Origin of the sequence: Oceanobacillus sojae, from assembly GCF_007991515.1 — a bacterium.
Taxonomy (GTDB): Bacteria; Bacillota; Bacilli; order Bacillales; family Amphibacillaceae; genus Oceanobacillus; species Oceanobacillus sojae.
The window spans coordinates 1-13,040 of the sequence record NZ_BJYM01000025.1; the positions used below are offsets into that span (position 1 = coordinate 1).

Annotated in this window: 12 protein-coding genes and 1 pseudogene; 2 read left to right on the forward strand and 11 right to left on the reverse strand. The window is 39.6% G+C overall.

Features of this window, described 5'->3' with window-relative positions; translation table 11 throughout:
• The 5 genes and pseudogenes from OSO01_RS21215 to OSO01_RS21240 all read right to left on the reverse strand — a co-directional run.
• Positions 1 to 598: pseudogene (locus OSO01_RS21215) on the reverse strand (IS3 family transposase); the annotation flags it as partial.
• A gap of 193 nt (positions 599 to 791) precedes the next feature.
• Positions 792 to 1,970 (reverse strand): multidrug effflux MFS transporter, encoded by a 1,179-nt coding sequence (locus OSO01_RS21225; protein WP_147212466.1) that lies wholly within the window; start codon positions 1,968 to 1,970, stop codon positions 792 to 794.
• A gap of 509 nt (positions 1,971 to 2,479) precedes the next feature.
• Positions 2,480 to 2,959, reverse strand: coding sequence for a 23S rRNA (pseudouridine(1915)-N(3))-methyltransferase RlmH (gene rlmH, locus OSO01_RS21230; RefSeq protein ID WP_147212467.1), 480 nt, complete (start codon positions 2,957 to 2,959; stop codon positions 2,480 to 2,482).
• Positions 2,960 to 3,143: 184 nt separating this feature from the next.
• On the reverse strand, positions 3,144 to 3,302 hold the full coding sequence (locus OSO01_RS21235) for a phosphoheptose isomerase family protein (RefSeq protein ID WP_186813731.1): 159 nt from the start codon (positions 3,300 to 3,302) through the stop codon (positions 3,144 to 3,146).
• Positions 3,303 to 3,334: 32 nt separating this feature from the next.
• On the reverse strand, positions 3,335 to 4,354 hold the full coding sequence (locus OSO01_RS21240) for an alpha/beta fold hydrolase (RefSeq protein WP_147212469.1): 1,020 nt from the start codon (positions 4,352 to 4,354) through the stop codon (positions 3,335 to 3,337).
• Positions 4,355 to 4,496: 142 nt separating this feature from the next.
• Between OSO01_RS21240 and OSO01_RS21245 the strand changes: the two genes are divergently transcribed.
• Entirely contained in the window at positions 4,497 to 5,405 is a 909-nt protein-coding gene (locus tag OSO01_RS21245) for a LysR family transcriptional regulator (RefSeq protein ID WP_147212520.1), read from the forward strand.
• A 4-nt stretch (positions 5,406 to 5,409) separates the two neighbouring features.
• Here the strand turns inward: OSO01_RS21245 and OSO01_RS21250 are convergent, their stop codons facing one another.
• The 3 genes from OSO01_RS21250 to OSO01_RS21260 all read right to left on the reverse strand — a co-directional run bounded on the left by OSO01_RS21250 (position 5,410) and on the right by OSO01_RS21260 (position 7,196).
• The gene (locus tag OSO01_RS21250; RefSeq protein WP_147212470.1) at positions 5,410 to 5,664 is read right to left on the reverse strand and encodes a DUF5839 family protein; all 255 of its coding nucleotides are present in this window, start codon (positions 5,662 to 5,664) and stop codon (positions 5,410 to 5,412) included.
• A gap of 123 nt (positions 5,665 to 5,787) precedes the next feature.
• A complete protein-coding gene (rlmH, locus tag OSO01_RS21255) occupies positions 5,788 to 6,267 on the reverse strand; it encodes a 23S rRNA (pseudouridine(1915)-N(3))-methyltransferase RlmH (RefSeq protein ID WP_147212471.1) in 480 nt (159 codons plus the stop codon).
• 152 nt (positions 6,268 to 6,419) lie between these two features.
• The gene (locus OSO01_RS21260) at positions 6,420 to 7,196 is read right to left on the reverse strand and encodes a Cof-type HAD-IIB family hydrolase (RefSeq protein ID WP_147212472.1); all 777 of its coding nucleotides are present in this window, start codon (positions 7,194 to 7,196) and stop codon (positions 6,420 to 6,422) included.
• A gap of 243 nt (positions 7,197 to 7,439) precedes the next feature.
• On the opposite strand from OSO01_RS21260, the gene OSO01_RS21265 reads away from it, so the two are divergent.
• On the forward strand, positions 7,440 to 9,161 hold the full coding sequence (locus tag OSO01_RS21265) for a pyruvate oxidase (protein ID WP_147212473.1): 1,722 nt from the start codon (positions 7,440 to 7,442) through the stop codon (positions 9,159 to 9,161).
• Positions 9,162 to 9,246: 85 nt separating this feature from the next.
• On the opposite strand, the gene OSO01_RS21270 is transcribed toward OSO01_RS21265, so the two are convergent.
• The 3 genes from OSO01_RS21270 to OSO01_RS21280 form a co-directional block, all read right to left on the reverse strand.
• Entirely contained in the window at positions 9,247 to 11,193 is a 1,947-nt protein-coding gene (locus OSO01_RS21270) for a BglG family transcription antiterminator (protein ID WP_147212521.1), read from the reverse strand.
• Positions 11,194 to 11,292: 99 nt separating this feature from the next.
• A complete protein-coding gene (gene gmuD / locus OSO01_RS21275; RefSeq protein ID WP_147212474.1) occupies positions 11,293 to 12,696 on the reverse strand; it encodes a 6-phospho-beta-glucosidase GmuD in 1,404 nt (467 codons plus the stop codon).
• A 15-nt stretch (positions 12,697 to 12,711) separates the two neighbouring features.
• The gene (locus tag OSO01_RS21280) at positions 12,712 to 13,023 is read right to left on the reverse strand and encodes a PTS sugar transporter subunit IIA (protein ID WP_147212475.1); all 312 of its coding nucleotides are present in this window, start codon (positions 13,021 to 13,023) and stop codon (positions 12,712 to 12,714) included.
• Positions 13,024 to 13,040 lie beyond the last annotated feature (17 nt).

The window sequence follows — 13,040 nt, forward strand, 5'->3', positions numbered from 1 at the left end:
GTTCACCGTGAATGCCTGTTGGACAGTTTGTAGGACAAAGTCCATTTCCAGCGTCTGATCCAATTCCCAGCTAATAATATAACGGGAATACCAATCTATAATTGCTGTTAAATACATCCAGCTATGATGCAGACGAATATACGTAATATCAATACTCCAAACTTGGTTGGGGCGGCTGATATTCACTCCTTTCAATAGATAAGGATAAATACGATGCTGCAGATTGCGTTTACTCACATTGGGACCGGGATAGATGGCTTGAATCCCCATCTCACACATATGACGTTGTACCCTTTTACGATTAATTTTCACTCCTTCCTGGTTTAATAATTGGGTAATCCTGCGTGAACCGAAGAACGGAAATTGGGTGTAAATCTCATCAATACGGTGCTTCATGTTCGGCTTTCATTTTTTCCAAGTCTTTGTTTTGCTTCTCAAAGATTTGAGGCATATCTTGCAGGAACTGTGTCTTCCATTTATGAATCTGGTTCACATGGATTCCGTGTTCCGATGCAATTTGACTCATAGATTTTTCTTCCTTTAAGGCTTCTAACACGATTTGTGATTTAAATTCGGCTGTATATCTTTTTCGTTTCATATACCTACCTTAGCATCTCCTTTTTTCGTGTCTAGATTCTTGGGTTCATTATAAAAAGCAGCATTATTCCATTAAAAAATGCGGCAGCCTCAAAATAAAGGTTAATTAAAAATACCAAAAAACCAGATTTTTAGATAAATAAAAAGAATCCATTTTGAAAAAGATTGATCAAAATGGATTCTTTCCCATAAGTTTATTTTTTATAAAGTAAAGGTAAGCTTATTAAAAGCATAAAAATCCCTAATGCTAAAAAATAAAGTGGCATCGCAAGCACTGTACCATTATGGAAAACACTCATACCATAGGTTGCAGCACTGACGAGTAAATAATAACCTAAGCTAAATATCGCACCCGCAGAACCAATGACATCTTGAAATTCAATGAGCGCTAAGCTTAAACAGTTTGGTAAAGCCGTTCCTGTGCCAAATAGAATAATAAATATACTAACAATCATGGTTGGCATTTGTAATGAAATCGGTAAAAAGTGTACTAATGTAGCAAGCACTGTACCGACGAACATAATGGCTAACCCGAAAACGATAATCTTCTCAGGTTTTGTGTGGCTGACGAGTCGTTTAGACAGCATCGCACCTGCGATAGAAGCGAGCGCAACGACAATACCTAAAAAACCATACATTGCACTTGTTAGTGTAAAGTATTGCGTGAAAATAAACGGTGCTTCAGTATAATAGCTAAATAATACACCGTTAATACCACCTATTATTACACCATAGCGCCATAGACGGGCATTTGTAACCATACGTTTTACTATTGGCAGCAGAGGCTTCATCTCGATATTAGCTAACGCTGTTTCAGGTAAGCGAAAAAACGTATAGCAAAATACAATAATACTCATAGTTACCAATACCAAAAATGTCACTTTAAAGCCAAAATAATAATCGGTAAAGCCACCTATTAACGGGCCAACGGCAGGTGTGAAGGCCATAGCAGCCGAAATTTGAGCGAACAATTTATGTCGTACAACGCCTGAAAAGCTTTCGCGTAATATTGTTTGTGTCACGACAGAACCAACACTTGCACCAAATGCTTGAATAAAGCGCGCGACTAATAAAACCACCATTTCACTTGCTATTAAACAAAGTACATTACCAACAAAATACAAAAACAGCCCATAAAGCATTGCCTTGCGCCGGCCGATTTTATCTGATAAACGCCCAAAGAAGAATACCCCGAAGGCAAAAGCAATAAAGTACACACTCATCGTAAGCTGTGCATCATTCATAGAAGTTTCAAATGCTTCTGCAATAGAAGGTAATGATGGGCTAAAAATAGTTTCACTAATTTGTGGAAAGCCTACTAATAAAATTAATAAGAATAAGCTGGGTGTTTTGTCCCCGATGTTTTTCTTCAATACAATCCTCTCCTAGATAATTATAGGTTTGAAAGAAAAACATCGCAGCTCGGGAATTGGCGGCTTCATGAGCTTAATTTTTTCTAATTCACTCATGAATTCACTTCCTTCTAATTTAAAATACAAAAAAATTGTACCATCAAAGACTAAAACAGTACAACTTTTTTTGAAACTGGTATAACTTTATTGTAAGGTGAATCACCATGTTATTCTATGTCAATTTTACAGCCGTTATCAATCTGCATTTGTTTTTTCTTTTCCACAGAATAAGATATACTGGACTAAGCAATAACGCAGGTTTCTTGTCTTTTCATCATTGACAATTTCAGCAAGCCCATTGAAATATTAATATTACCTTTTTATCCTGTAATAGAAAAACCACATCCTCACTGTCTCCCTCATAGTAAAATAAAATATCCCTAATTCCAAATTAATAGAATTAAGGATTTACTGCTTGAATCAAGCAATTTTATATTTAACTACATATCACATTTCTGAAAAAACCTTATTTACTTATGATACGGTTCCCCCCGATTAATCCGAAAGCTCCGATAAACCTGCTCCAACAGCGCCAGCCGCATCAACTGATGAGGAAACGTCATCTTAGAAAATGATAAAGCCAAATCACTTCGCTTTCGCACATCCTCACTAATCCCAAGCGAACCGCCAATCACAAACACAACCTTGCTTTTTCCGTAAGTCGCCAGCTCATCCAACTTTTTTGCCAGCTGTTCCGAGCTCAGCATCTTCCCCTCGATCTCAAGCGTAATCACAAAAGCATCCGGATGAACCTGGGCAAGAATACGCTCTCCTTCCTTACGTTTTACCTCTTCCATTTCCGCTTCACTCATCGTCTCAGGCGCTTTTTCATCTACTACCTCTACTATATTCACTTTCGCATAAGCACCTAACCGCTTTTTATATTCGTCTATACCTTGCTTTAAGTATTTTTCCTTCAGCTTTCCTACAGTGACAAGGGTTATATTCATTAAAATCTTCCTTTATGTTAAAATAATATTTTTCGTCATAATCTCCTTCTATTTTACCATATCCCCACCCCCTGAACACTTATTTCCCGACAACACACAAAAAGAGATACCTGATATTTTTCAATAAATATACAGACATCTCTTCTATTAAAATCACAATCTATTTTTCTATAAAAATACACACCTAAAACAAACTATCCTCTACAGCAAGACACAAACAATGATAAATTGGCAAATGTAACTCCTGAATCTTATAAGTCTCCGTCTCTGGAACTAAGATATTACAATTTGTATACTCCCCAATTGTTCCATGTTCCCGGCCGCTTAACAGAATAACATTCATTCCAATCATTTTCCCTATCATCGCTGCATATTTTACATTTTTCGAAGTCCCAATAAGCGCTTTAAATTGTCATCAATAAATGTATTATCAGTACTGTTAATTCCACGACCAGCAAAATGGCCCCATACTGATTCAATAGGATGATATTCAGAATTAGATACTAGATTAGCCTCATATTCATTATTATCTGCAGTGCAGAAAAGATCTGTACTTCCCGGCATGATATAAGTAATCGCTTCTATGCTTTTTAGTGCTTCATCAAACTCTCCATTATACACGGAGTTAGCACTAATATCTGCATGTTGTCCTGTCCATAACATGGCTAGTACATTGTGCGGATCCATACTCATAAAACTATTTTCCCAAACTCCTACTGCAAAACCTTCCAAGGAGTCAAATCCCATTTCTCGGAAAAGTTCTTCTTTATAGAAAGTCTGTGATAATCCCCATCCTGCATAGACACGCCCTACTGCACGCATGTCTTCAGAGGTCAATTGGTTTAACTTAGTAGAATTTGAGTCGATTGAGGCCATAAGCGCAGCCTTAAGTCCATCGAGGACCACATACGTTTGCGGCCAAGTCTTTGCATTTCCACAGAATGAGGCAATTCGTTCTACCATATCAGGATAAATTGCCCCCCATTGAAATGACTGAAGACCTCCCATTGACCACCCAACAACAAGAGCAATCTTCTGAACGCCAAATTTTTCGGTCACTAGTCGATACTGCAATTGAATATTGTCATAGATTGTTACCTGTGGAAAATTAGCCTTATCGAACGGTGCTGGCGTATTACTTGGAGACGAAGATAACCCGTTCCCTAATAGATTTGGAACAATAATGAAATATTTCTCAGGATCCAATGCCATCCCGTTTCCAATTAACCATTCATTATTAACATGCTGGTCACCAAAAGCCGTTGGATAAACGATAACGTTATCTTTCCTTTCATTTAATGTTCCATAAGTCTTGTAAGCAAGAAAAGCATTTGGTAATGTCACTCCAGACTGCAATGTTACTTCACCTAAATTATAAAGCTCAAAATCCTCCATGAGTTGTCACTCCTTTCTAAATGAAACACAACATTAAGAATGTATTTCTTGTTATTAAGTATAAAGCTGTGTTACATTCAATAAAAGTGAACAAAATTAATAGTAGCATTCAAAAATATTGAAAGCGAGAGGGGGAATTATGATGGAATTACGCCAACTGAATACATTTCATACGGTTGCAACAACTTTAAATTTCAGTCGAGCTGCTGAAGCACTAAACTATGTACCTTCAAACGTCACGATGCAAATAAAAGCATTGGAGGAAGAGCTTAATGTTCGTCTTTTTGACCGCTTGGGAAAGCATCTCGTTCTCACAGCTGCGGGTAAACGTTTTTTAACTCATGTCCAAGACATTCTAAACAAATTAGACGAAGCACGCAGCTCCGTTCATGACAATGAAATTCTTAGTGGTACTCTAACGATTAGTGCCAACGAGGTTGTTTGTGCCTATCGACTTCCAGAGGTCTTTAAACTTTTCCGTTTTCGGTATCCGGGAGTTCGCCTTATCTTTCGCTCTGTTTCAAATCAACAACTTAAACAAACGCTCTTTGAGGGTACCTCAGATGTCGCCTTTATACTTGACGAACCCATTCAATCAACGGGACTTGCAGTGGAAGCATTGACAGAAGAAAATTTTCGCTTGTTCGTTGCTCCAGATCATCCACTGGCTAAACAAACTGCAATACAGCTTGAAGATTTTTACGGAGAGGTGTTCCTGATTAATGAAAAAGGTTGTCCCTATCGAACAATGTTTGACCAAACATTTAAGAAAGGAGACATTGACAGTATTTCATCTTTAGAGTTCCAAAGTGCAGAAGCCATTAAACAATGTGCAATCTCAGGAATTGGTATTGCCTTTCTTCCTAAAATAGTAACTGAAGTCGAAGTTGAACGTGGCGAACTTGTTGCTCTTCCTTGGCCGTTTCCAAATTTGGATGTATATACACATATGGCATGGCATAAAGACAAGTGGCTTTCACCAATTATATTATCTTTCATTGAAACAGCAAGGGAGATTCTAGCTTTTACGGAAGACAATATGCCAAAGTAGTTTTTTAACTTTTAATAGCAGGGCTTTTTTCAGGTGCTTTTCCCAACAACTTGATCACACGTTTATATTTTTGTTTCTTTTCTTTATCTTCTTCACGAAAAACATTCATAACAAGAATGGGTCTATTCCCTCTTTTTGTTTGAACTAATACTATATCTCCCTGCGCAATCGGCGTATCTCTTAATCTTATATGAATATGCCAGTGATACATTTTATCTGTATTTAATTTCAAATTTCCATTTTCAAAATAAATATCCATTGCCTAGATCAATATCTAAGCAATGGATATTTATTGAAGTAATTTTATTGAGGAGCAATGTATATATGCATAAATAGATAAAACTTACTCTCTTTATCTATATTTGAGGGTATTAATTTACCGTTATTTATGGTAAGGAGCCCCTCTAATAATCCGAAAACTCCGATAAATCTGCTCCAACAGCACCAGCCGCATCAACTGATGAGGAAACGTCATCTTAGAAAACGACAAAGCCAAATCACTCCGCTTCCGCACATCCTCACTAATCCCAAGCGAACCGCCAATCACAAACACAACCTTGCTCTTCCCGTAAGTCGCAAGCTCATCCAGATTTTTGGCTAGCTGCTCTGAGCTCAGCATCTTCCCCTCGATTTCAAGCGTAATCACAAAAGCATCTGGATGAATCTGGGCAAGAATACGCTCGCCTTCCTTACGTTTTACCTCTTCCATTTCCGCTTCACTCATCGTCTCTGGTGCTTTTTCATCCGCCACCTCGACTATATTTACTTTTGCATAAGCGCCTAACCGCTTTTTATATTCATCGATGCCCTGCTTTAAGTATTTTTCCTTTAGCTTTCCTACAGTGACAAGGGTTATATTCATTAAAATCTTCCTTTATTTTTTTCGATTTTATCCACATCTTTTATTTTACCACGTATTTTCCTGACAGCTATACATAAAAACCGGGATTTCCTGCATCTATAACGCAGAAATCCCGGTTTTCTATTTTTATTCCATTTTCTCAAAGCCTTCCTTTATTCAATCAGCCCGCACATCTTCAATCCTTCCGCAATCCCGTCATCATCATGCGATTTCGTAATATATGTCGCGGCTTCCTTAATCTCTTCCACTGAGTTTTCCATTGCCACCGATGTTTTCACAAACTGAAACATTTCCAAGTCATTCAATCCATCACCAAAAGCATATGTATTCTCTTTGGAAAATCCAGCGGCTTCCAAGAATTCCTTTATACCTGTTGCTTTGGAGATGCCTTTTGGAAAGACATCGCAGTTATAAGGAGAGTTTCGGACAAAGTTGAGCTCCGGGAATTTTTCCTGATACGCTTCTTCGCCTTCCTCAATGAATACTTCGACCTGATAGACCGGCTTATTCATATAAATGTCATCATCAACCACTGGTATCTCTCTGTCGCAATACTCACAGTCCTTTTTTAACAGCTCGGATTTATCATTTGTTGTGTAGATCCGTTCAGCTGTGTGGTAACAGATTGTTACACCTCTTTGTTCTGTATACTCTTCCAGTTTCTTTAATTCAACAGGATTTATTCGGTTTCGGTAGATAACCTCTCCTTCATGCACAATGAACTGTCCATTCATTAATACAGCTGACTGAATCCCTGTTTCTGCCTGCAATTCCTTTGTTTCAAATACAGGTCTTCCAGTTGCGAGGACAGGTATGCCGTTATTTTCAATTAGTTTTTCAATTGCTTTTACGCTGCTTTCTGCTACTTTTTTTTCACTTGTCAGTAATGTTCCGTCTAAATCAAAGAATACGATTGGTCTCTTTGTCAATTTTTGACCTCCTCACATGTCCTGATGGAGTAATGTACCCTTATTCTAAAAGATAACGGGAGGAAAAGCTAGGCTTTCTGTCTTTTTCCGAATTGTTTTCATTTCCAATTTTTCCTATGCTTACAAGTTTCATGTTCTCCCTACCGTGGAATAGACTAACTAGGCAAAAAAATGTAGTTTGAAGCCGTTTTACCGCTTCATTGATATAAGAATTAAAATGCTCATAAAAAGGAGATGTGTTTTATGTTTGATGATCGTGCAGGAAAAATACTCGTTGAGTTGCTCTCAGACTGGGGTGTGGACCATATTTACGGAATGCATGGGGATTCGATTAATCATCTGATGGAAGAGCTGCGGAAAGCAGAGGATAAGATAAAATATATTCAGGTTCGTCATGAAGAAGCCGGGGCACTGGCTGCCTCTGCTTATGCAAAATTGACCGGCAAGCTTGGTGTTTGTTTATCAATCGCTGGACCGGGAGCAATTCATTTATTAAATGGCTTGTATGATGCGAAAAAGGATCACGCTCCTGTTCTAGTACTTGCCGGACAGGTCCCGACCGATCAAATTGGAACGGACAGCTTTCAGGAAGTGAATATGGAACGTATTTTTGATGATGTCGCAGTCTACAACAAACAGGTTGTCTCGGAGGAGCAGCTCCCTTCTATGGTCAACCAGGCCATCCGCACGGCTTATGCGGAAAAAGGCGTGTCTGTGTTAACCCTGCCGGATGATATTTCTGCAGAGAAAATTAAAAATAAGGTGCAGAAAAATGCCGTGATATATGAAGCACCAGAGCTTGCACCGGACACTGCTGCAATGCAGGAAGCTGTGTCTGCAATAGAAAAGGCGAAGAAGCCGATTATTTTAGCGGGAACCGGAACAAAAAAGGCAAAGGAAGAGCTGGCGGCATTTTCCGATAAGATTGCAGCTCCTGTCGTTATTTCTCTCCCTGCTAAAGGGGTTATGGAGGATGAACATCCTAATTTCCTTGGCAACCTGGGGATGATAGGCACTAAACCGGCCTATGAAGCGATGGAGGATGCCGATTTACTGATATTGATCGGCACGTCTTATCCGTATACGGAATTTTTACCAGAGGATGTCACCTGTATTCAAATCGATAGCAATCCGCTTCAAATTGGTAAAAGATATCCTGTTGATATCGGTATAGCCGGAGATGCGAAAAAAACGCTCACCTGGTTCAATGAACAGCTGCATCAGACGGAGAAACGTGATTTCTTAGAAAAGTACCAGGAGAAAATGGCAGACTGGTGGAAAGAAATGAGGGGTGATGAAGAACAGACCTCCACACCTATTAAGCCGCAGCAGGTCATTCATGAAGTACAGAAAATTACAGCGGATGATGCTATCCTATCTGTTGATGTCGGCAATGTAACTGTATGGGCAGCACGTCACTTCCGTATGAAAACAACACAGGATTTCCTAATCTCCAGCTGGCTTGGTACCATGGGCTGCGGACTTCCTGGAGCGATTGCAGGGAAGCTGGCTTTCCCTGACAGGCAAGTAATCGGTCTCTGCGGTGATGGCGGATTTACAATGAATATGCAGGATTTCCTGACTGCGGTGAAGTATAACCTGCCAATGATTATTGTCATTTTTAATAATGAACGGATCGGTATGATTAAATACGAGCAGGAAGCTGGAGGAAACCTGGATTATAAGACAGGCTTAGAAAGCTTTAACTTTGCCCGTTTTGCAGAAACCTGCGGCGGCAAAGGCTATCGCGTAGAGAAATTCGAGGAACTGAAGCCGTCTCTGGAGGCTGCTGCATCCTTTAACCAGCCGGCGATTATTGATGTCTGTATTGAGGATGAACCGCCGATTCCAGGCAAGCTTTCTTATGATCAGGTAACCAGCTATTCCAAGCAAACGATTAAGAAACTGTTTGAAAAAGGGAAACTGGAGCTTCCGCCGGTTCGTAAGGGGTTAAAGCGGATGTAAGGATATATTCCTTTACTTCGAAAAAGAAGGCATGACCAATTGGTTATGCCTTCTTTTTATACTGCCATCAACATGACACATACGCTTATAATCTTTCTATTGTTTCCAACATACTCATAAACGACCCTTTATCTGTTATCTGAATAAGTTTCTGCAGACTTTCCGGATGCTCAATTAACTTGCTGATCATTTCATAAAGCGGCTGCAGGTCTTCTATGCTGTTCTTCTTCACACTGAGCAGCAGCACAAATTGAACTGTCTTTTCTGCTGTCCATGAAATTGGCTCTGTTAAGGTGGCAATCGAAATAAAAGTCTGCTGCGACTGCGGTGTTAATGGATGCGGAATTGCCACCAGGTTGCCAAAGGCAGTGGGGGCAATTTTTTCTCTTTCATAAATGGATTCAAGAAATCGAGTTCTTTTTCTATCATCTGATTCTATTTTTCTGATCATAAATTCAAGAATATCTTCTTTGGCAGGGAATGATTGATTTAAAAATAAATAGTCCTCTTGTAAATAATTCTGAATGACGTTGGATGAGGTTCCGGCTATATAGGATGAAATATGCTGAAGATCCTCCTTGCTGATGATTGCATTCACTTCCACAATAGGAATACCTAAATCCTCATGAATCGGTATGGTCGTTATAATAAAATCAATATCCTCTAATGGATATGTGGATAAGCGATAATATTCTGTCGTTCCTGCGATATCCATTTTTCCATCAAATTTTGACTTTAGCCGATAATAAATTAATTGCGACGTGCCCATTCCGGAAGCGCAGACAATCAGACAGCGCTTTGGCCCCTGCTTCAGCTTCTGTCTCTCCATTGCCGCTCCAATATGAAGCGCCAGATAGGCGATTTCATTTTCATCAATGGCGATCTCTGTATGTTTCTCAATAACAACTCCAGCATGTACTGCCGCCTGGAAAGCAAGCTGATAGTTTTTCTTAATGCTTTCCAGCATAGGGTTTCTAATATTCATCCCATATTTATACCGATTCATTGCCGGTTTCAAATGAAGTCCCAGGTTAATCATCAGCTCCCTGTCATGGCGGATATTTAAGTGCATCTCCAGCTCAATCCGGTTTAACATGGCAATAACTAGTTCATAAATTACCGGATCAAGAAGGCTTTCTATATCCTGGTTTTCTCCTGTATCAGCAGCTGTAAGTATCTTTGTCCCCAATAAATGCAATGCAATATAGGAGGTTTCCGTCGGAGGAAAGGTTACTCCTAACTCCTCCTCTATATCCTCGACAATTTTTTCTGCAACTCTGTATTCTTTTGTGCGGTTTACCTCCTGCTTCGGATTAGCTTCATTATCGACCGGATGGCCGTTTTGAATACGCAGCACCGCAATAGCAATATGAATAAATAAATTCTGTATCGCTATATCTGAAAGGGTCATATCCTGCTCATCCAGACGCGCAATAATCGTATGCTTAATAAAGTCTGTCTGTTCCTTTGGCAGCCTGATAAAGCCGTCATACATATCGCCGCTAGAGTCACTTCCTCTTTGAATCAGGTATTCGGCCATACAAAACCGTATTTTAATCTCTTCCCCGATAATTCTAATCCCGTAATTCGGCTTCACACGAATATCCAGATAGAAATTAGATAAATGCTCTCTTACTAATTTCATATCGTTTTGAATGGTTGCTTTGCTGATGTACATCTCATCTGCCAAGTCTTCCAGCTTCAAATAGTCCATGGTTAAAAGTAATTTCTGAATAATATAACGTACACGCTGATCCGGTGTATTTGGGATTTGTTTCTGATCTTTATTTTCATATAATGCCGTGGTTAAGAAGTGGCGAAATAACTGCTCATCCTCGATATGCAAGTGATACCCGCGGCCTTTTATCGATTGAATCGATGCTCCGTGCGAAAGAAGCTGCTGATTCAATTTTTTTATATCTTCTTGCGTGGTACGCGGGGTTACTTGATTAATATTTGCTATAAATTTGCTTGTCAAAGCTTTCTTTGCCTGAATTAATTCCTTCAATATAGAACGAAGCCGCCTGTCCATCATGACACCCCTCGCGAAAGAGAAGACGTCTTAAAAACATCTTCTCCCTATCTTTGTAACGAATCTATCTATATTATACTTTTTTCTTCCATCTCGTAATTATTTTTCTTCGTCAAAGCCATTTTCTTCACTTATACGCTTAAACCAATGGGCACTTTTCTTTGGCGTACGCTCCTTCGTTTCCAGATTGACAGAGAAGAATCCATAACGATTTTTATAGGCATTCGCCCAGGACCAGTTGTCCATTGTTGTCCATAGATGATAGCCCCTTGCATGACAGCCTTCTTCCATCGCCTGGTGCAGCCATTTTAAATGATCTCTGATAAACGTAATCCGATAATCATCCTGAATTTGCCCATCTACTATAAAGCGCTCTTCGTTTTGCACACCCATCCCGTTTTCTGAAATAAATGAATCGATATTATGATAGTTATCTTTTAAATTTATCATAATATCATAGATTCCCTTCTCATAAATCTCCCAGCCGCGATATTCGTTCATCCGTCTTCCCGGCATTTCATAATTATCAAAGAACCAGTCCGGCATAAACGGCCCATGCGGATTCGGGAGATGTTCCTTTGCCTTCACTCTTCTTGGCTGGTAGTAGTTCACACCCAATAAATCAATCGTATTTTCTTTAATTAGGGCTGCGTCGCCATCCTTTGTGTGAGGGAGATGGCTGTATTCAGCCAGCAATTGAATCAGATCCTTGGGATAATGCCCCAACACAGCCGGGTCTAAAAAGCTTCGGTTAAAAAATAGATCGGCAATATGGGCTGCTTTTTTATCTGCGGGATGATCACTCCTTGGATAGGACGGTGTGAGATTAAGGATAATCCCGATTTTCCCGTCCTTTATATCAAGCTCTTTAAATGCCTTCACGGCCTTCGCATGAGCGATAATTGTGTGATAAGCTACCTGAAAGGCCCGTTTGGCATCGACAATATTCGGATAATGAAAATTATATAGATAGCCGCCTTCCACAGGTACAATTGGTTCATTAAATGTAAACCACTTCTTGACACGATCACCGAAAAGCTCAAAGGCTGTTTTGGCATATTGCTGATACATATCGGTGACATCACGGTTTTCCCAACCGCCTATTTCCTGTAGTTCAAGTGGCATATCAAAGTGAAAAAGATTTACAAAGGGCTCAATCCCCTGCTTAATCAGTTCATCAATGACATGGTTATAAAAAGAAACAGCTTCCTGATTCACTTCACCTGTACCGCCTGGAATCAGCCTGGACCAGGAAATGGATAAGCGAAAAGAGTTATGCCCATATTCCTTCATTAATGCAATATCCTCCTGATACCGATGATAAAAATCAGAAGTATACTCCGGACCCACTTGGTTATAAAACCGCTCAGGCTCTATCTCGTACCAGTAATCCCAGATGTTTTTTCCTCTTCCGCCTTCATCAGCCGCCCCTTCAATCTGTGTTGCAGAGGTAGCACTTCCCCACCAGAAATCTTTTGGAAATTGATATTGTTGTGTTGTCATATAGAAAACCCTCCATTATTTCATTCGATATAGCTCAATAATTTCAACTGCCAAATCGCGTGTCGTCATTGCATTCATTAAATGATCCTGCGAATGTACAAGCAACAGATTAATTTCCTGCTTATCCCCCTTCGCCTCATCTTGCAATAATGCAGTTTGATAGTGATGTGCATTCGTTAATTCGTTTCCTGCTGCTTGAATCAGCTTATCTGCTTCCTCAAATTTTCCTTCTTTGGCAACCTGGATTGCTTCCATTGCATTTGATTTCCCATTACCAGCATAAAGGATAATTTGAAAGGCGGTTTCTGTCATTTTTGATTGATCCATATTTATCTCCCCTACCT